Origin of the sequence: Streptomyces sp. NPDC048258 (genome assembly GCF_043201995.1) — a bacterium.
Classification (GTDB): domain Bacteria; phylum Actinomycetota; class Actinomycetes; order Streptomycetales; family Streptomycetaceae; genus Streptomyces.
Genome location: NZ_JBICZH010000016.1, coordinates 25,050 through 48,238, shown reverse-complemented (window position 1 = coordinate 48,238; position 23,189 = coordinate 25,050). Strand labels below are relative to the sequence as shown.

At 70.4% G+C, this 23,189-nt stretch carries 22 protein-coding genes and 2 pseudogenes; 12 read left to right on the top strand and 12 right to left on the bottom strand.

Annotated elements, in window-relative coordinates:
• Positions 1-36 precede the first annotated feature (36 nt).
• A complete protein-coding gene (locus ACGFYQ_RS30040; protein WP_393749308.1) occupies positions 37-591 on the top strand; it encodes a hypothetical protein in 555 nt (184 codons plus the stop codon).
• A 383-nt stretch (positions 592-974) separates the two neighbouring features.
• Here ACGFYQ_RS30040 and ACGFYQ_RS30035 read toward each other — a convergent pair whose 3' ends face one another.
• On the bottom strand, positions 975-1,580 hold the full coding sequence (locus tag ACGFYQ_RS30035) for a disulfide bond formation protein DsbA (RefSeq protein WP_393749306.1): 606 nt from the start codon (positions 1,578-1,580) through the stop codon (positions 975-977).
• Positions 1,581-2,060: 480 nt separating this feature from the next.
• Between ACGFYQ_RS30035 and ACGFYQ_RS30030 the strand changes: the two genes are divergently transcribed.
• Positions 2,061-2,915, top strand: a complete 855-nt coding sequence (locus ACGFYQ_RS30030; RefSeq protein ID WP_393749304.1) for an alpha/beta fold hydrolase — start codon at positions 2,061-2,063, stop codon at positions 2,913-2,915.
• Positions 2,916-3,161: 246 nt separating this feature from the next.
• On the opposite strand, the gene ACGFYQ_RS30025 is transcribed toward ACGFYQ_RS30030, so the two are convergent.
• Entirely contained in the window at positions 3,162-4,133 is a 972-nt protein-coding gene (locus ACGFYQ_RS30025; protein WP_393749302.1) for a LysR family transcriptional regulator, read from the bottom strand.
• A 440-nt stretch (positions 4,134-4,573) separates the two neighbouring features.
• A complete protein-coding gene (locus ACGFYQ_RS30020) occupies positions 4,574-6,328 on the bottom strand; it encodes an ABC transporter substrate-binding protein (RefSeq protein ID WP_393749300.1) in 1,755 nt (584 codons plus the stop codon).
• Between the two features lie 209 nt (positions 6,329-6,537).
• Here ACGFYQ_RS30020 and ACGFYQ_RS30015 point away from each other — a divergent pair, with 209 nt between their 5' ends.
• Both ACGFYQ_RS30015 and ACGFYQ_RS30010 read left to right on the top strand, forming a co-directional pair.
• Positions 6,538-7,803: an alpha/beta fold hydrolase gene (locus tag ACGFYQ_RS30015; protein ID WP_393749298.1), complete on the top strand. Its 1,266-nt coding sequence runs from the start codon at positions 6,538-6,540 to the stop codon at positions 7,801-7,803.
• A 93-nt stretch (positions 7,804-7,896) separates the two neighbouring features.
• Entirely contained in the window at positions 7,897-9,087 is a 1,191-nt protein-coding gene (locus ACGFYQ_RS30010) for a M6 family metalloprotease domain-containing protein (protein WP_393749296.1), read from the top strand.
• A gap of 501 nt (positions 9,088-9,588) precedes the next feature.
• Here ACGFYQ_RS30010 and ACGFYQ_RS30005 read toward each other — a convergent pair.
• Positions 9,589-10,155 (bottom strand): tetratricopeptide repeat protein, encoded by a 567-nt coding sequence (locus tag ACGFYQ_RS30005; protein WP_393749294.1) that lies wholly within the window; start codon positions 10,153-10,155, stop codon positions 9,589-9,591.
• Positions 10,085-10,453 (bottom strand): tetratricopeptide repeat protein, encoded by a 369-nt coding sequence (locus tag ACGFYQ_RS30000; RefSeq protein ID WP_393749292.1) that lies wholly within the window; start codon positions 10,451-10,453, stop codon positions 10,085-10,087. The genes ACGFYQ_RS30005 and ACGFYQ_RS30000 overlap by 71 nt, the downstream gene beginning before the upstream one ends.
• On the opposite strand from ACGFYQ_RS30000, the gene ACGFYQ_RS29995 reads away from it, so the two are divergent.
• Positions 10,442-10,753, top strand: a complete 312-nt coding sequence (locus ACGFYQ_RS29995; RefSeq protein WP_393749290.1) for a hypothetical protein — start codon at positions 10,442-10,444, stop codon at positions 10,751-10,753. The two genes, ACGFYQ_RS30000 and ACGFYQ_RS29995, sit on opposite strands and share 12 nt — an antisense overlap.
• Positions 10,754-10,911: 158 nt before the next feature.
• On the opposite strand, the gene ACGFYQ_RS29990 is transcribed toward ACGFYQ_RS29995, so the two are convergent.
• Positions 10,912-11,142, bottom strand: coding sequence for a response regulator transcription factor (locus tag ACGFYQ_RS29990; RefSeq protein ID WP_393749288.1), 231 nt, complete (start codon positions 11,140-11,142; stop codon positions 10,912-10,914).
• Positions 11,143-11,776: 634 nt separating this feature from the next.
• Between ACGFYQ_RS29990 and ACGFYQ_RS29985 the strand changes: the two genes are divergently transcribed.
• A complete protein-coding gene (locus ACGFYQ_RS29985; RefSeq protein WP_393749286.1) occupies positions 11,777-12,211 on the top strand; it encodes a hypothetical protein in 435 nt (144 codons plus the stop codon).
• A 623-nt stretch (positions 12,212-12,834) separates the two neighbouring features.
• A complete protein-coding gene (locus tag ACGFYQ_RS29980) occupies positions 12,835-13,290 on the top strand; it encodes a transglycosylase SLT domain-containing protein (RefSeq protein WP_393749284.1) in 456 nt (151 codons plus the stop codon).
• Between the two features lie 849 nt (positions 13,291-14,139).
• Here the strand turns inward: ACGFYQ_RS29980 and ACGFYQ_RS29975 are convergent.
• Positions 14,140-15,573: a LuxR C-terminal-related transcriptional regulator gene (locus ACGFYQ_RS29975; protein ID WP_393749282.1), complete on the bottom strand. Its 1,434-nt coding sequence runs from the start codon at positions 15,571-15,573 to the stop codon at positions 14,140-14,142.
• Positions 15,574-15,736: 163 nt separating this feature from the next.
• Between ACGFYQ_RS29975 and ACGFYQ_RS29970 the strand changes: the two genes are divergently transcribed.
• The 4 genes from ACGFYQ_RS29970 (at position 15,737) to ACGFYQ_RS29955 (ending at position 18,258) form a co-directional block, all read left to right on the top strand.
• Entirely contained in the window at positions 15,737-15,943 is a 207-nt protein-coding gene (locus ACGFYQ_RS29970) for a hypothetical protein (protein ID WP_393749281.1), read from the top strand.
• A 167-nt stretch (positions 15,944-16,110) separates the two neighbouring features.
• A complete protein-coding gene (locus ACGFYQ_RS29965) occupies positions 16,111-16,359 on the top strand; it encodes a hypothetical protein (protein WP_393749279.1) in 249 nt (82 codons plus the stop codon).
• Positions 16,360-16,407: 48 nt separating this feature from the next.
• Entirely contained in the window at positions 16,408-17,322 is a 915-nt protein-coding gene (locus ACGFYQ_RS29960) for a Crystal protein ET79 (protein ID WP_393749277.1), read from the top strand.
• 66 nt (positions 17,323-17,388) lie between these two features.
• Positions 17,389-18,258: a ribosome-inactivating family protein gene (locus tag ACGFYQ_RS29955; protein WP_393749275.1), complete on the top strand. Its 870-nt coding sequence runs from the start codon at positions 17,389-17,391 to the stop codon at positions 18,256-18,258.
• 204 nt (positions 18,259-18,462) lie between these two features.
• Here ACGFYQ_RS29955 and ACGFYQ_RS29950 read toward each other — a convergent pair whose 3' ends face one another.
• The 3 genes and pseudogenes from ACGFYQ_RS29950 to ACGFYQ_RS29940 all read right to left on the bottom strand — a co-directional run.
• Entirely contained in the window at positions 18,463-18,804 is a 342-nt protein-coding gene (locus ACGFYQ_RS29950; protein WP_393749430.1) for a hypothetical protein, read from the bottom strand.
• 329 nt (positions 18,805-19,133) lie between these two features.
• Positions 19,134-19,703 (bottom strand): annotated as a pseudogene (locus tag ACGFYQ_RS29945) (glycosyltransferase); the annotation flags it as partial.
• Between the two features lies 1 nt (position 19,704).
• Positions 19,705-20,239, bottom strand: a pseudogene (locus ACGFYQ_RS29940) (MerR family transcriptional regulator); the annotation flags it as partial.
• Between the two features lie 407 nt (positions 20,240-20,646).
• Between ACGFYQ_RS29940 and ACGFYQ_RS29935 the strand changes: the two are divergent.
• The gene (locus ACGFYQ_RS29935) at positions 20,647-21,261 is read left to right on the top strand and encodes a class I SAM-dependent methyltransferase (protein WP_393749273.1); all 615 of its coding nucleotides are present in this window, start codon (positions 20,647-20,649) and stop codon (positions 21,259-21,261) included.
• On the opposite strand, the gene ACGFYQ_RS29930 is transcribed toward ACGFYQ_RS29935, so the two are convergent.
• Together ACGFYQ_RS29930 and ACGFYQ_RS29925 are read right to left on the bottom strand one after the other, a co-directional pair.
• Positions 21,233-22,117, bottom strand: a complete 885-nt coding sequence (locus ACGFYQ_RS29930; RefSeq protein ID WP_393749271.1) for a DUF6454 family protein — start codon at positions 22,115-22,117, stop codon at positions 21,233-21,235. The two genes, ACGFYQ_RS29935 and ACGFYQ_RS29930, sit on opposite strands and share 29 nt — an antisense overlap.
• A gap of 226 nt (positions 22,118-22,343) precedes the next feature.
• On the bottom strand, positions 22,344-22,850 hold the full coding sequence (locus tag ACGFYQ_RS29925; RefSeq protein WP_393749269.1) for a hypothetical protein: 507 nt from the start codon (positions 22,848-22,850) through the stop codon (positions 22,344-22,346).
• Between the last annotated feature and the right edge of the window lie 339 nt (positions 22,851-23,189).

Below are 23,189 nucleotides of genomic sequence, written 5' to 3'. Positions count from 1 at the left end.
ACACATCCGATGTTTCGCCTCGGTCACAGATCGGCGATGCCGGATCCGGATCCGGATCCGGATCCGGATTCCGAACCGGACGCGGAGGTGTCACGTCGCCTTGAGGAGGCGCGTACGGCGACAATGGTGCGGCTCGCGCAGCTCCTTGCGGAGGGTCGCACGGAGGAGCTTCGCGCATTGGTCGGTTCGCCCCGCGCCGAAGCCGTCAGAGAAAGAAGGACGACGTCCCCCCCTCCCCGCCTTCCGAAGGAAAAACTCGCGCCCTTCATCCGCGGGTGGCATCTGCGGATGGATGAGGCCTCGGACATGGTCGACGTCTCCCCATCCGGTGGCGTCCTGTCGGCATGGCAGTCATTGAGGCTGCTCGGTCTGCTCATCCTGGACACGGATCAGAGGGCCTTGTCGGGCGAGTACGCCCTCGCCAACGCGCTTGCCGCCTTGGGGTATCCCCCCGACGTGGTGGACATCCTGAAGGTTCTGGAGCGTCTGCGCGACGTGACGGTCCACAGCAGGGGGGAAGCCGTCACGGCCCAGTCTGCGCGGGACTTCATCGCAGGGTGCCGCGCGGTGGGGGATCGCCTGCTCGCGTGAAGGGAATGGGGTCGAGGTTGGGCCCGCCCGCCTTGATCGGTTGCCGAGGCGTACGAGTCTTGGGACAGCCGTCATACCCGGTCCCCACCTCGGACCGCCGAGCGGGCCGCTCTGCTCGGACGAGTTCGGGCCGCTCAACCTCCAGCCCCACCCGGGGCGGCAATGGATTGAGCGTGCGGCGGAAGCACAAGGATCCCGACCGGGAGCCCGGCCCCGCCGCCGGGCGACCTACGCCCGCCCGCACGGGGTCAGGCACCGTCTCGCGTATCTGCACGATGCCTGCTGCCATGGACACCTGGACACCCCGGTGTGCGGTCTTCGGGCCGCACGTTGGACGGGATCACCGGGTGAGACCCCCACATGCGTCCGCTTCGGGGAGGGGCTCAGCTGAAGTCGAGCGTTCCTGTGCGGGTTCGCTTGAGTTCGAAGAACTTGGGGTAGCCGGCGAGGAGTCGGACGCCGTCGAAGACACGGACCGCATCGTCGCCACGGGGTATCGAGGTGAGGACGGGGCCGAAGAAGGCGGTGCCGTCGATGTGGATGGTGGGTGTTCCCACATCCTCGCCGACGGGGTCCATGCCCTCGTGGTGGCTCTTGCGCAGCGCGTCGTCGTACTCGGTGCTGCCGGCCGCGTCGGCCAAGTCTTCGGGGAGGCCGGCTTCGGCCAGGGATTCCCTGATGACGGTGGAATCGGCGGCCCGGTCCTCGTTGTGGAGGCGGGTGCCGAGCGCGGTGTAGAGGTCGCGAAGGACGTGGTCGCCGTGGTGCTGGGCAGCGGCGATGCAGACACGCACCGGGCCCCAGCCCGTGGTGAGGAACCTCTGGTAACGCTCGGGGAGGCCTTCGCGACCCTCGTTGAGGACGGACAGGCTCATGACACGGAAGTTGAGGTCGAGTTCGCGATGGCGCTCGACCTCCAGCATCCAGCGGGAGGTGATCCAGGCGAACGGGCAGATGGGATCGAAGTAGAAGTCGACTTTGTTGGTCACCAGCTCAGGCTAGGAACAGAGTGGTCCGGCTGGTAGTGCCACTTCCTTTCTGAGATCTTGGGCCAATCGCCACCCGCGTTCAGTCATCGCCTCGTTGGCGTAGGCAGTTCTCCCCGTACTCGTCGTGCGGGGCGTCAGCACACCGCCGTGAGCGGCGCGTGTCACGACGTCCCGGTCAGGGCGGTAAACAGCTGCCGACAAGGGGCTGTTCGGAACCATCGCGATCAGGCTCGGAGGGAGTGTTGTCGCAGGTCAGTAGTCCACTGGCCCCAAGAATTGATCGACTGGACCTCCGGGCCGTCCGACTTCTTCGGACGCCGCCGCTGGTCACGTCTCTTCCGTACCGCGCCCGGCATCGCCAATCACCTCGTCCAACGTCCGCACGCCTTGCTCACGTTGCACCGAAAGTGCGCTTCGCGTGCGGCGGAGATCTTTAATCGGGTGTTCGAAATACTGTGCGGCCCCCTACAGTGAAGCCCAATGACACTCCTACATGTTCATGACTATGGGGGCGATGGCCCTCAACTGGTTCTACTGCATGGATACGGACGGTCGCTCGCCGACTGGGACGCCTCGGCTGCCCTCCTCACCGCCGGGCACCATGTCCTCGCCGTCGACCTTCCCGGGCACGGCAGCTCTCCCGATATCTCCCCCTGGACCATCCCCGCCGTGGTGCGGCACATCGCGGACACGCTCGACGCACATGGCGCGCCGGAGGCCGTTGTGGTGGGCCATTCCCTCGGCGGAGTGGTCGCGGTCGAGTACGCCCGGGCGAACCCGGGCCGTGCCCGAGCCGCCGTGAATCTCGATGGCTTCTGGTGGGGACGCGAGTACCCCGGCGCCGACCGGGTGAGTGAGGGGCTGCTGGCGTCGGCCGGGACCATCGCGCCACCCGAGTACATCGAGGAAATGGTCGTCAACTCCGCCCGGTTCGGGATTCCCGCCGACCGTGCGGAGGCCGCTGTACGCGCGGCCGTACGCCCGTTGCCCGACGGCAAGTGGCAGACGCTGCCGGAACGGGCGGAGGCGCTGGAGATCTTCGACGAACTCCACAGGATCTTCGCGCTCGGTGTCACCACGTGGCTGGACGGGGTCGAATCCCCGCTGCTGCTGGTTCAGGCCGGGCGACGGCTACCGCCTGCGCCTGGCATGGAGTGGTTCGGCGAATTCAGCGCCCGGTTCGCACGAGGGGTCTCCGACGGGCTGACCGCGCTCTCCCGCACCCGGCCGACGATCAGCGTCAACCGGATCGACGCCACCCACCTCATGAACCTGGAGACTCCGGAAGCGGTGGCGACGCTGGTCGCCGGGTTCGTTCGAGGACTGCCCGACTGAAGAATCCGGCGCAGTTGACGAGCCCCGCTTTCGCCCGCTTTCCCGCCGCGCGAATGCGGACTTGAAGAAGCCCCGTTGACCTGTTCACGCAGATCAACGGGGCTTTCTGCCGTGAAATCGCTCTCTGTGGACGGGGGTTCGCGGACCTTGGAACCTCCGCGGAATCTGAGCTGCGGTCCGCGCGAGATGGTCCGGTTGGTCGCGGCGGCCATCTCCCTCGAACCCGTTTCGATCACCGCAAACACGTCATCCGGCATGCGGGAGCTGGGCCGCGCCCGGGTGTCGGCGGCGCCAGTCCGCGTAGACCGGGCTGGCGGCGCACGTGTCCAGGTAACCGGCCGCCACCGTACGCAGGATGTCGTCGCCGTGGGAGGCCAGCGGGCCGTCACGGTGCCAGGCCAGGACGTGGCGGTACCAGAGCGGGTTTCCTGCGAGGGGGCGGACGGCGACGCCGGGGGTTTCCGAGAAGGTGGCTTGGCAGAGGCTGACGGCCAGGCCCGCGCGGACCAGTTCGATCAGCTGGCGCCCCTCGGCCTCGTGCGGGGCGGAGGGACGGCGGCCGGTCAGGGCGCAGACGGAGGACCAGTACTCGCGGGTGCGGTCGCCATCGGGCCGCGGCATCGCCCAGTCGTGATCGGCGAGTTCGGTCAGGGACACAGCCTCCTGGCCGGCCAGCGGGTGGGTCGCGGGCAGCAGGGCGAAGACGGGTTCGGTGACCAGGGGAGTGAGCACCACGCCGTCGCGCGGCGGCAGAACCTGCTCCGGGTGGTCGCCGAGCACCGCCGCCTCCAGGCGGCCGGCGGCGAGTTCGTCCAGGAGTGTGACGGGGGAGTAGTGGCACCGGGACGTCACCTCGGCCTCGGCCAGCAACGTCCCTATGGCCAGGACGAGGTGGCCGATGAGGGGAGCACCGACCGATCCGACGCGGACTCGGTCCGGGGACGCCAGGTGGCTGGCCGCGCGGGCGGTGTCGGCGAGGAGCGCGTCGATGCCCGGCAGGACGGCGTGGGCCCGGGCCAGCACCAGCTCACCGAAGGCCGTTGGCGTGGCCCCGGCCCGCCGCCGGTCGAAGAGGACACCGCCGAGCATCAACTCGATGCGGCGCAACTGCGTGCTGAGGCCCGGCTGGGACATGGACAACGCGGCGGCGGCCCGGGTGAGGCTGCCGGCCTCGGCGATCGCGCACACCACACGCAGGTGCCGTACCTCCAGTTCCATGCCGCGCATGCTATGGAACGACGACAGCTTTCGGACAGGACCCGGCGCCCGTCAGTCATATGTGAAATGTCACACATGCGGCGACGCTCACGGAAGCCCGCTACCGCTTCGTCGGCGGCCGGGACGTGATGGGCCTGATCGGCGGCTGGCCGCCCGCCGCACCCGCCGACGGTTACCGCACCCGCCGGCGGTTGGCGTCCGCCGGACGACGCCCCGTCATGGGCCGACGCGTCGTTCACCGATGCGGCAGCAGGGGTACGGATCGACGTGCTCGCTGCTGACGGCTGCGGCGAGACCGTATGCACCACGAAGGCGTAGGAGCGGCTCCGGCGCCCAGCCGGCCTCCGTGTCACCCACGGCGCCCGAGCGGGGGCGCCGCCATGGATGCGGCGGTGCCCCCGGATCCACACCAAGGAGCGGGGGCGCTGCGCGGGGTGGGGTCAGTTGCCGCTCTTCGCCGGGTCCTTGAGCCCAATCGTGGCGTAGTCGAGCTGGCCGCCGAAGGACGTGTGGCCGAAGGCGCCGGCGATGTTGGTGCCGAGCAGCAGCGGCATGCGCTCGATGACGGCGGGCGCCGTCGGGGCCTTGGCGAGGATCTCCCCGTCCAGCTGCCGCCACGCCGTGTTGGCCTGCGCGGCGTCGGTCATTTCGGCTATCTCGTCCATCCGCTTCATCGTCGCCTCATCGCGGAAGAGCGAGTGATTGCCGGAGTTCCCCTTCTCCTTGATGTAGCGGCCGTCGAAGACGAAGGGCAGGAAGGTGGAGCCGGAGGGGTAGTCGGGGCACCAGCCCGTGTAGACGAGGTCGGTCCGATTCTTGGTGTCACCGATGCTGTCGTAGAAGGCCGACGGGTCGACGGCGTCGATGGTGACCTTGATCCCCGCCCGGCCCAGGGACTGCTGGATCGCCTCAGCGACCCCCTTGTCCCCGTTGGAGACGGTGATGGTGGTCGTGAACCCGTCGGGCTTGCCGGCCTCCTTCAGGAGCTGTTTCGCCTTATCCACATCACCGGTGGCCGGGATCCCGAGCGTGTCGGGCTGCTTGCCGCCATGGACTGAGCCGGGCATGAGGGCGGTGGCGGGGTCGTTGAGGGCCGGGCCGCCGGAGGCGGTCATCAACGCTTCACGGTCCAGGGCGTACTGCACGGCCTGCCGGACCTTGACGTTGTCGAAGGGGGCGCGGCCGGTGTGCATCTGCACCATCTCGGTGCAGTTGGTGGACTCGGCGAGCAGCCGCGCCCTGACGTCGGCTTTGGTGAGCACCTTGGGGGTGTTCTCGGGGCGCAGCTTGCTCCAGGAGACCGCGGAGGCGTCCACTCCCTCCGAGGCGATGAGCCGGTCGTCGATCTGGTTGGCCCTCAGCCCCATCACCACGACCAGCTTGTCCGGGTACGCCTTGCGCACGGTGTCCGTCGCCGGGTCCCAGTGGGGGTTGCGGACCAGTACCAGCTGCTTGTCCCGGTCGTACGACTCGATCTTGTAGGGGCCCGAGGAGAGTGGGCGGCTGTCGTACTGGGGGCCCTTGTCCTGAGCCCTGGGCACCGGGGCGAAGGTGGGCAGGACGGTGGCGTTGGGGAATTCCGCGAAGGGCTTGCGGAGTTCGAAGACGATCGTGTGGTCGTCGGGAGTCTTGACGGAGTCGAGGTGCTGCCCCTGGGCGGGGCCCCGGTAGCCCTCGGCGCCGGCCAGGTAGCGGGCGGCGTAGTCCGGGCCGCCGGGCAGGTCGGGGGAGAAGGACCGCTCCACGTTGTACTTGACGTCCTGGGCGGTGATCGGGGTGCCGTCCTCGTACGTGAGGCCCTTCTTGAGCTTGAAGGTCCAGGTCTTGGCGCCGTTGGAGGAGACGCCGAGGTCCTCGGCGAGGTCGGGGACCAGCTCTCCGCCCTTCGCGCCCGGTTCCGCCTTGTATGTAACCAGCGTGCGGTAGAGCAGCCGGGTGCCGAAGTCCATGTCGCCGATCACCCAGTTACGGGCCGGGTCGAGGTGGGTGAAGTCCTGGTTGGACAGGACGGTCAGCGTGCCGCCCTTCTGCGGAGTGCCGCCGACCGTGGCGCCCGCGTTGGTGAGTGCGGGGTTCTTCGAGTCCTTGTCCTGCTGACTGCTGCCGGAGCGGCTGTCGTTGGAACAGCCGGCCATGCCGAGTGTGACGGTCGCCGCCAGGGCGGTGGCGACGGCGTGGAGAGTGCGCTTGTTCATCAGTGGTCACTCCGTGAACAGTCGGGCAGCCGGAGGGGGCTGGAATGTGACCCGTAACATAGTTATGTGAAATGGCACCCCACAATTGTCGCGCCTCCATAGCGCGGAGTTATGGGTAAGTGGGGGCTCCACGGCCACCGTCGGCCGGGCCATGCTGTCGCTGCAATGTCACACGTCACTGTGCGGCCAGGCGGCCGCGAAAGGGACCCATGAACCCCGCGTACGCGACCGTCGACCACGTCTTCACCGTCCCCCTGGACCACGCGGCCCCGCACGGTCCGGCCATCAAGATCTTCGCCCGGGAGGTCACCGATGCGCGCCGAGCGGATCGGCACCTACCCTGGCTGCTCTACCTGCAGGGCGGACCCGGCGGCAAGTCGCCCAGGCCGTCGGCCGGTTCACCCGGCTGGCTGCCCCACGCCCTCAAAACCCACCGGGTCCTCCTCCTCGATCAGCGCGGCACGGGCCGTTCCACCCCCGTCACCGCCCGGGCGGCCTCCCGCTTCGCCTCACCGGCCCGGCTGGCCGACCATCTCGGCCACTTCCGCGCCGACTCGATCGTCGCGGACGCCGAACTGATCCGCCGGCAGCTGTGCGGCGACGAGCCCTGGGAGACCCTCGGCCAGAGCTACGGCGGCTTCATCACCCTCACCTATCTCTCCCAGGCCCCCGAAGGTCTGCGTGCGTGCTACGTCACCGGCGGCCTGCCCGGCCTCTCGGCCACCGCCGACGACGTCTACGCCCGCACCTACCCCCGGGTGCGCGACCGCGTCCTCGACTTCTACGCCCGCTACCCCGACGACGCCGCCCGGCTGCGCGACATCGCCCGCCAACTCGCCGCCACCGATGTGCGCCTGCCCGACGGGGACCGGCTCACCCCCCACCGCCTGCGCATGCTCGGCCTCGCCCTCGGCATGGGCGACGGCTTCGAGCGGATCCACTGGCTCCTCGACGAATCCCTCGACGAGGAAGCGAAGCTGACCGACACTTTCCTGCACCAGGTGATGGCACTGACCGGCTTCACCGACAACCCGCTCTTCGCCGTCATGCAGGAGACCCTGTACGGCCAGGGCGCGGGGCCGACCGGCTGGGCGGCGTCCAGGGCCATGACGGCGTTCCCCGAGTTCACCGAAAACGCCGACCCCCTCCTGCTCACCGGAGAAATGATCTACCCCTGGATGTTCCGCGAGATCAAGGGCCTGCGCCCCTTCGCCGACGCCGCCGACCTGCTCGCCGAACGCCCCGACTGGCCACCGTTGTACGACCCTCGCCGCCTCGCCGCCAACCGGGTCCCGCTCGCCGCACTCGTCTACCACGACGACATGTACGTGGACGCCGGGCTCTCGCTTCGCACCGCGCGCGAGGTCGGCGCCACCCGGGTATGGGTCACCAACGAATGGGAGCACGACGGCGTCACCGCCTCGGGCGGCCGCGTGCTGTCCCGCCTGATGGACCTGGCCGCGGGTCGCGCGTAAGACCCTCGCAGCTCCTTCCCACCTTGCCTAGCAGCTCCCGCCCGCCTTCCCTCCCTCCCTGTACCCCCTCAACCTGCCTCCGACGGGAGAGACATGACCACCCCGCTCCACCGCCTGCGGCCGCTCGCCGCGTCCGTCGCCCTCATCGCCTGCCTGTCCGCCCCCACCGCGGCCGCCGCCCCCGGCTCGCCGCCTTCCGCCGCCGGCTGCGCCCTCCCCGGCCGGACCGGCTGGACGGACGAAGGTCACGACATCGACCGGAACCAGTTCCAGCCCGCCACCGGAACCCGCCGCGTCCTGACGCTGTACGTGGACTTCCCCGACGCCCCGGCCACCGACTCCACCGAGCCGTACGCCGCTCACCTCGCCCCGGCCGCCGGCTGGATGGGCCGCGCGAGCTACGGTCGTCTGCGACTGCACAACACCTCACTGCACCGCTGGATCCGGATGCCCGCCGAGTCCACCTCCTACGGCTTCGCGCGCGGCCTCACCTTCGAGGCCCACGAGAAGTACCTCCGCGACGCGATCACGGCCGCCGACCCTTACGCGGACTTCTCCCGCTACGACATGGTCTACGTCGTCCCCGCCAGGACGGCGACCGCCATCCCCTTCTCACCGACCTACCTCTACGACCCGGCGGCGCCCGGCATCACCGCCGACGGCACCCGCCTCAAGTGGGCCGTCACCTTCGGACAGGACATGTGGCGCTGGGGCCACAAGGTCGCGGCCCACGAGACCGCCCACACCTTCGGCCTGCCCGACCTGTACTCGTTCACCGGCGCCACCCACCAGTACGTGGGCGGCTGGGACGTGATGGGTGACATCGCCGGCCACGCCCCGCAGTACCTCGGCTGGCACTCCTGGAAGCTCGGGTGGACCCGCGACGACGAGGTCGCCTGCCTGCCCGCGTCCGGTCGCCGAACGGTACGGCTGACTCCGGTGGAACGGCCCGGCGGAACCAAGATCGCCGTGCTGCGGACCGGTGAGACGACGGCGTACGTGGCGGAGTCCCGCCGTGCCCAGGGCAACGACGCGGCCGCCTGCTCCACCGGCGTCCTCGTCTACAAGGTCGACTCCGCCGCCCGGACCGGCGAGGGCCCGGTGCGAATCATGAACGCGAACCCGAACCCGAACCCGAACACGCCCCCGCCCACCGGCTGCACCCCGCTGGACCTGGCCGCGTACGCACCCGGACAGAGCTTCACCGACCCCGCGACCGGCGTGCGCATCGACGTCCTCGCGGGGGGACGGACGGGAGACACGGTGCGACTGAGCAAGGAGTGACTCCGGTCCGGGCCGGCCGCCGTCCGCACTCTGCGCGTTCCGGGCCAAAGGGCACCAGGCGCAGCAGCTGCGTGAACGAGGCGATCTCCACGGGGGGAGGGGGCAGGGCCGGGACGAGGAGCATCTGGGAGTGGGCGATGTCCAGCAGGGTGGCGCCGCTCCCGTCCTCGTCGAGGCGCGCTTCCGCGGATTGCGGCCCCACTTGGGAAGGGCCGGCGCCGGCCGGTGAGCCGGAGGGGGCGGGCTGCAGGCGCTCGCGACTGCGAAGCGGGTCCCGCCAAGTACCGGTCCAGGTCCGGAAGGTAGGACACGTCAGTGCCAAAGTTTTCGCAGCCCAGGCAGCGGAACCGCGGTGGGCAGGCGTGGCCGACGGCCTCAACGCCGGAGGTGTCGAAGAGCTTGCCCGGGGGCTCACCCGGATTCCCTTGTACCCGCTTGAGCTCCGGGCGAGCGCCGACGTACGCCCCCTGCCGCGCCCGCGGGCAGTTCGTGGCGGGCGCGTCAGCTGCTCAGCGCAGCATCGTGGCTGCGGCAGACGGACAGCAGTGGATGATCGGGCGACACGGCCCCCTCCAGCACGCCCAGAGCCCGGCGCACGAGCGCGTGAGCCTCCGCCCGCCCGCCGCGGTCCGCCCGGACCAAGGCCAGGCGGTTCAGCGTCACGGCCAGCTCCGGATGGTCCCGGCCGAGTACCGTCTCCTTGATGACCAGCGCCCGACGGAACAGCGCCTCGGCCTCCACCAGCCCACCACGCCGGTAGGCGAGGCACGCCAGGTTGTGGCAGGTGACGGCCGTCTCGTGGTGTCCGGGACCGTGCACCCGGCTGAACACCCCCAACGCCGCCCGCAACAAGCGCTCCGCCTCCCGGCGTTTGCCCAGGCCGTCCAGGATCGCCGCGAGGGCGGCACGGTCGGCGGCCACGGTGGGGTGGTCGCAACCCAGAACGCGCTCGCGCAAGGCCACCGAGCGGCGGGCCAACGGTTCGGCGGTGGCGAAGTCACCTCCGGGCGTGTGCCAGACCCGCGAGGTTGTGCCAGACGGTGGCCAGCTCCGGATGGCCGGGGCCACCGATACGCACCAGCACCGCCCACACCCGGTGGTAGAGCCGCTCGGCCTCGTCGAAGTCGCCGGTGTACTTGCAGGTGACGGCCAACTCGTTCAACAGGGTCGCCCACTGGGGCAGGTCACACGGCGGTCGGGCGTGCTCGGTCCCGTAGAGGGCCGCGCGCAACAGCTCCTGTGCCCGCCGATAGTTCCCCCGCATCCGGTACACAGCGGCGAGACCGCTCTGCGCACGAGCCAGGAGCCGGGCCCTCTCGCGGGAGTGCGCGAGCCCGTCGGCCAGGGTGAGCGCTTGCCGGAGCACCTGCTGCGCCCGGGCCAGGTCGCCCAGCGCCCCATGCAGGTCGCCTTCGACGAGCAGGACCCCGACCAGCGCTTCGTCGTCCGCGCAGGCGGCGGCGAGGAGTTCGCGTACCTGCCCGGCGAGCTCGAGGGCGCCCGCGTGGTCCCCGGTGTCCCTCCGGCCGAGGGCTGGAACGTGGTCGGCTGGTCACTGTGGGCCGTGCCAGGGGCCTGCGCCTGTGCCGGCGCGGCCGGCGCCGGCACCGCGCCGGAGGCCAGCGCCAGAGCCGTGATCGTCGCGGCGAGCCAACGCCTCGCCTAGACCGTGGAGTGCTTGTTTTTGTATGCGGACATCACCGTTCTCCTGCATTCCTCCCCGGTCGCATCCGGGAGTGGCTTTCAGGGAGCGGCGGGGTGCTCAACGGTTCCAGTCACGTGAATTCGTGGTTTGACGTTTCGCGTCGGCTGGGTGGCGGGGTGTCACAGTCCCAGGGAGATGGCGATTCGGGTCATCTCGGCGGTGGTGTGGACGTTGAGCTTGGCGCGGATGCGGCGGAGGTAGACGTCGACGGTGTGCTTGGAGAGTCCCATGTGGCGGGCGGTCTGCAGGTAGGTGCGGCCTGCGGCGATGTGGCGCAGTGCTTCCTGCTCGCGCGGGGCCAGTGTGGCTGCGGGGGCCTGGGCGTGCGGCTTGGTGAGGGTGAGGCTCATGGGATTTCCTCCGCCTGATCGGCTCGGTCATCACTGCTCACGTCCGCGGAAGCAGCGGGCTAAATGCCCGTTTTGTCTCTTGTTAAGAGACTGGCCGAGCACCTTCGCGAGAGTGTCCGCCGACTGTCACAGGCGTGTGACAGGGCAGGTTTGCGCGCGCGAGACGACGCGGTCGGTAACCGTCCGGTCGCCGACCGTCCGGTAGGCCGGGCCCTGGTCGTTCAGGCGTCGGAGCTGGGCACGCCGTCATGGCCGTGGCGGAGGGTCGGCAGGAGTGCCTCCGCGGCGTCGTACGCGATGCACGCCGCCGTGTCCGGCCGCTCCGGGGCGTCGAGCGTCCCGGGGGCCTCCCGCCATGATCACCGTGGCGGGAGGTGTGCGGCTCCCTCTTGACTCTCCGGACGTCCTTGTATGCAGCCGACACCGCTCACGCCGACACGGCGGCAGCTTTTATCAAGATCGGTTCTGGATGTCCAGCCACGTATTCGAGTGGCGTGACGCTCGTCCTCCGGCAGGGTTTATTTGAAGCACGTCCTCACCGGGGAACTCCCGGAGAATATGAGGCCGAAAAATTGTCCCAGGCCTTTTTGTGGGACAGCTTTCAAACCTCTTAAATTCCGAATGGAGAATTCCCATGCACAAGCTGTTCTCGACTCGTCGTGTTGTTCTGGCCGGAGCTTCCCTGGCGCTGGTGGGTGGCGGTATCGCACTGCCGGCGACCGCGATGGCCGCACCGGCCGCCGTTCCGCAGCAGGCCGTCACCCTCGCCCCCAGTGACAGCGCCGACGGCATCGGTACGGGTGGTGACGCCAACGCCGAGAACACCACGGTCGGTGGTACCGCCACCGGCGGAAACGCCAACTCCGGTGTCGGGATCTGCAAGGGCAAGTGCACGATCACGACCGGTGCGGCCACCGGCGGCAACGCGAGTGCTGACGCCGTCAACACCGGCGACGCCACCTCCGTGGGCGGTAATGGCACGGGTACGGGCGGCACGGTGAGCAAGGTCGACAAGCAGGTGATCAAGAAGCAGCTCAAGGCGGAGCTGAAGGCAAAGCTCGGTAAGTGAGCCCCGCCCCACACCGCAGACGCCGGAGAGGCCCACAGCCTCTCCGGCGTCTGCCGTGTGGGGCGGCGGTCCTCGCGGCTTCGAGATGCACCGTGGCCTCCCTGTGAGAGGGCCCGGCGGTCTCCCCTTCACTGACCTCGCCGAGAAGCGTCATGTTGCCCCCGCCCCCGAGCTTCGCCGGGTGGCGGCGGCCACGGGGTCTGGGCGCCACGCTGCTGAAAGCGTTGCGGCGAGCCACATGGAAGGCGGCCTTCGACCCCACCCATTTCCTTCGATTCTTGGCTAATTCCGGCATCTGGCCAGGTCTCTCGAAGGGGTACATACGATGACATTCGGTGATATTCGGGCGCTCTGGAGGTGACTCGCCCCATAGGGCCCACGTCACATACGAACCGGGCTAGTAGCTTCCAATGGTCCGATACCGCCTCCTGGCATCGGCTCCCACCTGCACGGATCCCGCCAAGTCCGCCGGTGGGCCGCTGGCCCCCGACTGCGAGGGCGGCTAGTAGGCGGGCTCGTTGCCAGGGGGGCGGGGCGTCTGTAGAACTGGATGAGTCGCAGGGCGGCAGGGGTGCTTCACCCGCCGCCGACGAACCCCTCTCCTTTGCGTGAGTGGCTCACGCATGTCTTCGGCATGCCCGCGACCGTCCTTGTTCCCTTCGGAAGGTCAATCCGTGTCCAACGCTGTCATCCGCCGCATCGCCGCTTCCAAGAAGACCCTCGCGGGTACCGTCCTCGCCCTGGGTGTCGCCGGTTCCATGCTGGCCGCGGTTCCCGCGCAGGCCGCCCCGACGAGTGCCAAGGCGATCGCGCAGCAGATGATCAAGGACCCGGCCCAGTTCGCTGCGTTCGACAAGATCATCTCGCATGAGAGCGGCTGGGACCACACGGCGACCAACCCGTCCTCGGGCGCGTACGGCCTGGCCCAGGCCCTGCCGGCGTCGAAGATGGCCTCCGCGGGCTCGGACTGGAAGACCAACCCGGCCACCCAGATCAAGTGGGGCCTGGACTACATGAACGAGCGCTACGGCAGCCCCGTCGGCGCCTGGAACTTCTGGTCCGCCAACCACTGGTACTAAGCCACCAGCGGACAGCAGACGCACGAAAACGCTCGGCCGGGACTCCCCGGCCGAGCGTCTTTGCGTATCCGGCCGCCGAGCCCACCAGAAGACGGCCCCTCGGCCACCGAACCCCGTCGCGTTACGCCCCCGCTCCTTTCTCCGTCGACGTCGCGCGCGTTCTGCCCGACGCGCACACGGCGGGGGGCAAGCGTGGACGAGACCATCACCGCCGTCACCGCCGTCACCGCCGTCACCGCCGCGGCCGCCGTGGCGGCGGTGCGTCGGGAGGCGTACGCGAACGACCTCGGCCAGTCCTCCAGACTGGTGGCGGTGACGGCCCGGTCTAACCGGCAGCAAGCGGATCAGCATCCGGGGGAGTGGCTGCCGCCGTCGCCGGAGGCGCGTGCCGGTACGGCGCGGAGTGGACCGCGACGAAGCTGCGGTGGGATCTGGCGGTGGGCGAGGCGGAGCATGACCGGCTGCTGGGCAACGTGGCCGACTGCAGTGGCACCGATGTGAAGTTCACCCGCCCCGTAGGCAGGGCAAGCCGAGGGCCGCCACCCCGTGAGGGGTGGCGGCCCTGTGCCGGGGGTCTTGCCCGTGCTGCCAGTCGTCGGGTTCACCGCGGACACCAGCACGTTCGTCCTGCAGCGGTCTCGGAGCTCCAGGCGTACGTCCTCTACGCGCGGCGGCGGGCGCGTACCTCGCCGACGTGGACAGCCACCCGTTCTACCGGGCCTGGTGGAACGCGCACCCGAAGGTCCCCCGGTCCTCGACTGCGCGCCGGCCCGGGCGGGAGCGGGTCCGCGGGGGTTACGTGACGCGGCCGGCGGGTTTCGTGACGCCCGGACGGTCCGGCCCGGCATCTCACGGCCCGGCCGCTTGGTCCTTCACCCGTGCCCGGTAGGCGCGGGAGCGGCAGCGGGGCGAGCAGTAACGGGGCGGACGGCCGCCGGGCCCGCCCGGGGCGGCGGCGGGGGCGCCCACCGGCCCGCCACACCCCGGACAGCCCGACACGACCACCCCGGTCCCGGCCGAGCAGGCCACCACCCCGGGCCCGGCTTCGACGCGCCCTGGTCCGGGCTCGACCGCCGGCGCCCCGGGGCCGGGCCCGGGCTCGAAGGCCGCGGCCCTGGGCCCGGGCACAGCGGCCACCCCAGCCGACCGGGCTCCGGGGTCCACGGACCCGGCCCCCGGCTCGGCCGCCCCCCGCCCGTCACCGCACGCCGGGGCGGCCGGGGGCCGGTCCGGGTGGGCGGTCAGGCCCTGGCGTTCGGCGATCACGCCCGCCTGGAAGCGGCTGTGCGCGCCGAGTCCCTCCAGGAGTTCGGAGACGTGGCGGCGGCAGGTGCGCAAGGAGATCCCGAGGCGCCGCGCGATGGACTCGTCCTTGAGCCCCTTGGCGAGGAGCACGAGGATGCTCTGCTTCATCGTCTTCGACACGTCGTGCGCGGCCTGCGGTCCCGTCGCGAACGGCGCCGCGTTCTCCCAGTCCCGCTCGAAGACGTCCAGTAAGTAGGCCAGCAGGTCCGGTTCCCGGATGATCAGCGCACCGCCCGACCGGGCCGGCAGCAGGGCCAGCGACCCGTCCACGATGATCATCTGCGGCAGTACCTCCGGCAGTGTCCGGATCTCGGCGCCCGCCCCGATGAGCTGCTCCGCGTGCACCCGCGTGGGCTGGTCGAACCGTGTCGCGTGCTGGTACAGGCTCCGCATCCGGATGCCCCGCCCGAGCAGCGCCAGGTCGCGCGGCAGCGCCTCCCGCAGCGCCGCGGGCGGGAACGCCCCGCCGTGCTTGGAGACCAGGACCTCGCTGCGGCAGGAGTCGATCAAGTCCGACAGCAGCGAGCGGACCGCCAGCTTGTCCGGCAGGTGGTCGATCGTCCCCTGGGGAAAAACGTGCTGGCGGGCCTGGAGGTAGACCGGCACCAGCGCCGCCAGCCCGTCGCGCTGCTGCTGGATGCGCCGGCGCTGTTCCCGCAGTGCCTCCTCCTGCGCGCGCAGGGCGGTGTCGCGGTCCGACAGCAGCTGCGCGGTAGCGGCCTGGGGGCTGACCGGCTGCCAGCCGGCCGGCTCCTGCTCCTCGCCGTCGGCGGGCAGTTCCGTGAAGAGGCAGGAGTCGGTGAGGGCCTTCACCGCGGACAGGCAGGCCGGCGGGCTGACCCCGGTGTCGGCCGCCGCCTGCGCGAGGGTCGCCGGGGTGAGGCGTTCGTGCACGACCGTCCACCGGTAGAGCATGACGGCCGCGCTGTCGAGGCCGGGCACTCGGGCCGCCGTGCCGGGTCCGCTGTCCGTCTCCATCGCATACCTCCTAAAAGTGCCTGGCAGGCTCATGATCCCTTGTCGGGGATGCATGTGCCATCCATCGACTGGCAGGGTGGTGACCACGGCAGGGACGGCTCCCCGACCAGGAGCACCGCCCCGCCGTGGTCGGACTGTCGCCAAAACGAGGGGAATTGACGCCATGCGCGCAATCGTGATGCGGACGCTGTTCGCGGTCGTACTGAGCACCGGGATGTTGTGGGGCGGCGCCGCCGCGGCCTCCGCCTCCGCCCCCGGACACGGCACGACGATCACGCTCCCGCCCGACGGCGCCGGGCACGGCGACAAGCAGTGCACCGTGACGACGGCTTGGGGCGACGCCTGGTGCCCCCGCAAGCCGCTCGACTGAGCCGCCCGGGAGACCGGGTGCGGGGGCAGCGGACTCCATCCGCTGCCGGTTGGGTGGCTGTGGGCCCGACCCGGTCGTCAGGCAGGCGCGTCGAAGAACGCGTCCGGTCCCCCGTGCGCCGCCGTACGCGGCGCACGGATCCGAACTACCAACGGAAGGTGTTCCCCGTGCGATTCGGCATGCCCGGAATCATCCCCCGCAGACTGGCCGCCGGCCTCTGCGCCGCAGCCGCCCTCGTGGCGGCCTCCGCCGGCGCAGCGAGCGCCGCCGAGTACCGGATCTACGGCGGCGCGTACGCGAGCTACGCGCAGTGCAACCAGGCCGGTTCGCTCACCGTCGGCCTCGGCCTGTACAGCCGCTACGAGTGCAACCCGAACGACAGCTCCAGCCGCTACCTCCTCTGGTACGTCGACTGACCTGCCCGGCCTTTCTCCCCCTCGCCTTCCCGCAAAGGAGACTTTGTCATGCCCATGCTCTCTCACGTGCGGACCTCCGCCCGCTGGGCGACCTCGGCCGCCCTCCTGGCCGCGGTGGCCAGCGGCGCGACCGTGCTGGCCCCCGCCGCCCAGGCCGTCACCGCCCAGGCCGTCACCGCGGAGGCCGACGCCACCACGTCCGGCGGCGCCACGGTCCAGTCCTCCGAGCGCAGCACCAGCGTCGTCTTCTACAACAACACGGGCCGCCAGCTGCAGCGCACCGGCTCCGGCCTGGACCACGGGTGCTGGTCCCGGGACGGCCTGCCGCCGGACGCCATCGCCAAGACCGTGACCGCCTCCTGGAGCAGCGAGTCCTGCGGGTTCGCCACCGGCACCCAGGGCCACACGTCCTACAAGATCGCCGGCACCTCCATGGAGGTGATGCTCCGCTGGAACAACCCCTACGTGGGCAGCAACTCCTACCGTTGCGACGCGCCCGACGGCTACGCGTGCGAGCGGTCGGGCGGCGGCGGGAACAACGCCACCGTCAACTTCACCCTGACGGAGAAGAACACCGCCCGCCTGGCGAACCTCGCACAGGCCGGCACGGCCGCGGTCACCCCCGTCCGCAGCACCCGTGTCACGGTGGTCAACCAGTCGGGCGCGCTCCTCGCCCGGACCGGGGCGGGCCTGGACCACGGCATCTGGAGCGGCGACCAGCTGCCGCCGTCGACCATCAACAACGGTGACTGGGCCCGCTGGAAGAGCGAATCGGACGGTTTCGCCACCGGCACGGAGGGTTCGGCCGAGTACCAGATGTCCGGCGGCGGCAAGGTCGTCTTCCGCTGGGACAACCCCTTCGCGGGCAGCAACAGCTACTCCTGCCAGGTCCCCGGGGGCCACACCTGCGCCCAGTCGGGCGGCGGCGGCAAGAACGCCGAGGTCGTCTTCACGGTGGGCTGACCCCCCTCCTCCACCACAACGACCGCCACCCGCACGTCACCGACGCCCACCGTGAGGAACACCCAGATGCGCAAGTCCCTCGTAGCGGCACTCCTGTGCCTTCCCCTGCTGGCCGCCGCCGCGCCCACCGCCCAGGCCGCCGAGTCCCGGCCCGAGGCCGCACCCGTCTCCGCCCTTCAGGTCCCCGTCCGCACGGTCAACTGGGACCTGACCAACGCCGGCGCCGACACCCTGCGCAGCCGGTACACGGCGTTCATGACGTCGCTGCGCAACACCGCAGGGTCCGTCGTGAGCGGCTCCGGTTCCACCAGGGTCTGGGAGACCAGCCGTGGCAACGAGGTCGTCGCCGTCAACGTCACCTACCAGCACGGCGTGGAAACTCGGATGCTCACCCTCTACGTCACCGCCAACAACCTCTACCTGCGTGGCTTCTCCACCGGCAACGCCGGCAACGTCGTCCAGTTCGACGACGCCGACTACGACCTCGGCCACCAGCTCGGCCGCAATGCCATCCGTCTGCCGTACGGCGGGCACTACGGCGGAGACCACAGCCTGGAACACGGCGACTCCAGCACCAGGCAGGTGTGGATCACTCCGAACGGCCTGTGGGGCCACATGAACGCGATGTGGGAGTACGCCCGCAACGGAGGCAACGCGAATGCGCTCCGCAACCCCCTGGTCGCCGCGATCGCCGTGACGTCCGAGGCGGCCCGTTTCCGCGACATCGAGGGCACGGTGCGCCAGGCCGTCGGCGGCGGCGCCTCGTTGACCCCTCACGAGGCCGCCGAGGAGAACGACTGGGCGAGGGGCTCCCGGTTCATGTACCAGGACCGCAACGGCTCGCACCCGACGCCGACCGCCATCGGCAACGTCACCGTGACCACCTACGCCCAGGCGACGCAGTACGTCGCCATGCTGCGCAGCGACCAGAGGTAGCTCGCGGGCAGCGCCACGGCCCCGTACGGGAAGCACACCTGCTTCCCGTACGGGGCGGTGGCTTAACGGCCACGCGCGGCCGTCCTCACTGCTCGTTTCGGTCATCTCTTGATCATTCCACTGTGACCGGTTCGGGACGCGCTCGGCTCCGAACAAGCCACCGGGTGCGTCGTGACGTCCCGGGTACTTCACGGTCTCTCGGGGTCACCTGCCGTACAGGAAGAAGCGGGCTGGGACGAAGACCTCGTGACCGGTCGGGAAGCGGACACGTACTCCGGACTCCGTCCACGTGGTGGATTCGATTCCCTTCACGCCCAGGTCGGTGTCGATGTCCACCCAGTGTCCGTACGACAGTCCGGAGTCCCTGCCGATCACGATCTTGTAGGAGTGCCGCCCGGACAGGCTGTGTTGGTGCACCAGCCCCAGGAAATGCAACGACTCGTCGTCATACACCACCGATGTGGGAGCACTGCTGCGGTACGTCACCTCGGTCCGCGGCCACCACAGAACTGTCAGGAGCGCGGCGGTCAGCAGGACACCCGCCACGCCGCCCAGCAGTACCCTGCCGATTCCGGTCGTCCGGCGGGGCCGTGCGCTCTGGGCGGGTCGGTCAGGGGTGAACGTGCCGATGATGCCCCTCCAGGGTTGGGGTTGCTCCGCACCGGGCGGCCGGAGACGGCTCTGCGAGTAGGACGCGGAACCGGGCCGATCGGTTCTGGTGCGGGCGGGGCCGGTGGTGAAGGGCTCATCCGCATGCGGCTCGGACCGGCGACAAGCGGCCCACCTGAACGGGCGCCTTGTGATGCTCGGCGGCTGTCCTTCAGTGCTTGGCGCTTCGCCGCACGTATCTGCGCCGAGGTCCTTGGGTCCTCGACTCACCCTGCCAGTCGTCGTACGGCCGTCACGACGGCGCCCGCACCGTCCTCCGCCGCCATGTGCTGCGCGGCGGCCGCGGCGGCTTTCGCGTACGACGGATCCCGCACCACGGCCGTGAGCCCGTCGGCGAGGCCTTCGGCGGTCAGGGCCCGGAACGGGATCGGGTCCGGGGCCGCGCCGATCGCGGCGAGGCGCGCGGCCCAGAAGGGCTGGTCCGCGGTCACCGGCACGGCGACCGACGGGATCCCGGCACGCAAGGCCGCCGCCGCGGTGCCGGCCCCGGCGTGGTGGACGACGGCGGCCAGCCGCGGGAACAGCAGGGCGTGCGGGACGTCGCCGATGGTCAGGACGTCGTCCCCGTCGGCGGCGAGCACGGCACTGCCCGACTGCAGTACGCCGCGCAGCCCGGCCCGCCGCAGGGCATGTACGGCGATCTCGCTCAGGCGTTCCCCCTCCCCGGCGGCCATGCTGCCGAAGCCGACGAGAACCGGTCGCGGTCCCGCCGCCAGGAAGTCCTCCAGGGCCGCCGGCAGTCCCCGGGCCGCACCGACGTACGGCCACCAGGTGCCTGGCGGCGAGCAGCTCCGCCCGCCAGGCGGCGGCCTCACCCATCAGCCGGCGCCAGTCCTCCTTGGTGTGGGCGGAGGCGCGGGCCATCGCCTCCCGGTGCCCCTGTGAGTCCTGCCACTTCATCTGCGCGTCGGTGGCGTAGCTGAGGTCGAAGGCGATCTCGCCGAAGACCTCGAACCGTTGCGCGGGCGTCAGGGACACCCCGGTCTGCTGGACCTCGATCGCCCGCTCGGCCACCTCGGTCAGCCGCTGCAGCCGGGCGATCTCCTCGGCCAGTTGCCGCTGCCGGGTCCGCAGGTGTTCCAGCGCGTTGGCCTGCGGGTCCGCGAGGATCTCCGCGATCTCGTCGAGGGGAAAGCCCAGTTCGCGGTAGAAGAGGACCTGCTGGAGCCGCGCGAGGTCGGCGTCGTCGTAGCGGCGGTACCCGGGCCCGGCTGCGGTCACTGGGCGAGAGCAGTCCCGCCCTGTCGTAGTGGTGCAGCGTGCGTACGGTGACCCCGGCGAAGGCCGAGACCTGACCAACGGCGTAGCCCATGGACATGCCCTTTCCTTCTCCCACAGCCTCAAGCCTGGCGTAGGGGGAGGGCCAACCCCGGCAGCGGCCGGGCGCCCCGCGACCGCATGCCGGCCTGGAAGGCCCACCTGTGGGCGGACAGGGCGCGGCGCCTATTGCCGTCCGCAGGCAGGTCACACGCCGGACCGGGCCCGGGCTCTGGGCCACCGGGCACGCGGGCCGACGCCGACGGCCCGGCCGGACCTCCACGGTCCGACAGGACCGCCGGAACCGTGGTCGGGGACAACGGCTCCGGCTTCGCGCCCAGCAGGGGGTTGAGGCAAGCCGACGGACTTGACGCCCTTCAGCCAACGGGCCTTTCCGGCCCTTCCCGCGTGGGAGTACGCCCGCTGTTTGCCTGCTGTTCGGGCGGGGGTAGCTGTCGGGGCATGCGTGATTTAGTGCGGGAGCAGTACTACCGGCATCGTGCCCCGGTCTACGACGAGACCAGCTATCGCGGCGACCCCGTGGTGAACGCCGGCCTGGACCGGGAAACCGCCGACATCGGAAAACTGCTCACCGCGCTGCCCGAAGGGCGGGCCCTCGACGTGGGGTGCGGGACCGGCGTGTGGACCCAGTTCCTCCGCGGCCCGGTCGTGGCCCTGGACCAGAGCGCGGAGATGCTGGAACTGACCCGCACCCGGGCGCCGTGGGCCCAGCGTGTGCGGGCGCTGTTCCCGCCCCTGCCGTTCGCCACCAGTGCCTTCGACCGCGTGGTCACCGCGAACTTCTACGGGCTGCTGCGGCCCGCGGAGCGGGCCGTGTTCCTCGCCGAGGTACGTCGTACGGCGCGCGAGCTGATCGTGATCGACCTGCGCAGCGACGGCGACCTGCACGAGGAGAAGATCGAGCTGCGCTCCGTCGCCGACGCCACGTATCCCATCTACCGGCGCCGGTTCACCCCGCAGAGCCTGTGCTCGGAGCTGGAGGGCGAGGTGATGTACGAGGGGCTCTACTTCCTTGCCGTCCGCGTCGTCATGGGGCCAGCGGCGTCTCAAGGGTGATCAGGTGCGATTCGCCCGCCGTTTCCCCGTCGTCGGGGACGGCGAACATCCGAAGGACCCGCCCGTCCGTCTCCAGGTGCACCGCGTTGTAGGTGACGACTCGGCCGGCCGGTGAGAGTACGGTCACCGGCGCTTCGTGCTCGATGCGGCCGGACTCGATGTCGACGACGGCGATCCCGCCGAGGCTGAACACGCCGGCCCCGGGCAGGGGGTATTCCGCGATGCCCGTGCACACCATGTGGCCGCCGCCCGCGGTGACACAGGTCTGGTAGTCGACGAAGTGGCTCTTGTTGTCGACCTGGTGGAGGAGCTTGCCGTCGACGGTGAAGGTGAGCAGTCGCCGGGATCCCCAGGTGACGGCGTGCAGCAGGCCGCTGTGGCGATCCCGCACGATTCCGCCGATGTGGTCGTCGAAGCGGAAGGCCTCCCGCACGTCCAGGGTGTCGGGGTCCACCCGGTAGACGATGGAATGGGAGTCGGGCCGGTATTCCGCTGTCGGCACCCACAGGGATTCGCCGTCGAAGTCGATGCCGCCGGGGTGGTAGATCGTGCCCTCGCCCACGCTCACCCGGCCCAGCGCCGCGCCCTCGGTGTCCGTGACGAACACATGGCCCTGGCCCTGGCCGGGAGTTCGGTCGTAGCCGTCCACCGGGCTGGCGTGGAAGCGGGTCGCCTCGGTGATCTCCGCCGTCGACACGTACAGGCGATGGTCATGGCCACGCGTGACGCCTTGAGGATGGTGAGCGGGGAAGTCCAGCGGCACCTGCCCGACGACCGTCCAGGGCGTGCTGCGGGTCAGCTGCCGCACCGCCACGACGACGGCCTCGTCCGAGTCGTCACACACACCTGTAGACATTGCGGAATCAGAAAGGCTCATAACCCGGTGAACGAGATCTCCCCGGACCGGTAACGGGAGCAATGCCCGCCAGGGCATGGGGCAATCCCATGGGGGGCTTGCGGCCCGCAGCCGCGAAGAGAGCGGCCGTGCAGGGCCTGACCCGCGAGCTGACCCGACCCGGCACCCGGCCCCTCGGGCTTCTGCGCTCTTCCAGGCGGGCGCCGGCGCGACCGGTCCGTGTGTATCAGCTGGGTGTGTCCGTGGGTTCGGTCGAAATACGGGGGTCTGCGAGGCGGCGGGCTTCGGCCGTGACCTCGGCATCGACCTGTTCCACTGTTCTGTCGCCGTATTCGAGGATGTCGTACTCGTCATCGAGTTCGGCGAGCCGCTCGGTCAGAGCCAGCTCATGTCCGTAGCGCTGGTGAACGCGGAAGGTGAACTCCTGAGCCGTCAGCTCGCCGGCGAGCATGCGGCGTGCAAGTGCTCGTGCGGCGGCTTCCTGGCCGGCACTGCTGCCGATCGGATAGAACGTGAGGCCGAGTTCGTTGAGCGCTTCGGGGAGCAGGTCGTGCACGTCGTAGTCCGCCTCGGCGCGTGTGCAGGCGGCCAGGACTCGAAGTCCGGGGCTGTCGAGCCCGGCAACGAGCGCATCACAGGCGGCACTGACGACATCGCCGGCCCGGTTTTCTCCGATGCTCCAGAGAGTGGCATGGTCCTGTAGATCGCTGGCTGCTGATTCGGTCGACGTCACCCGCTCATGATTCCCTCCTGGAAGTGTCCGGTCGACCGAATTTCATCGAAGCTGCTGTTCAGCGGCCCTTTCCAGCAGTGTCCGTGCGGAGTCCGCGTAGGGGATGGAGGTCTTCTCGTCGATGCCGAAGACGAGCGAGAGGCCGGGACCGGGGCGGGGTCCGGGTTCGACGCCGGGTCGGGGGCCGGGTCCGGGTTGGGGGCGGGTCCGGGTTGGGGGCGGGTTGCCGCCGGGCTCCCTCCCGGCGACAACCCGCCCCCACGGCCTGCCCTTACGGGAGGTAGGGCTCTGCTTGGGAGGCGGAGCCCGCCGCGCCGCTTGCCTCCCGCCCCGGGGCTC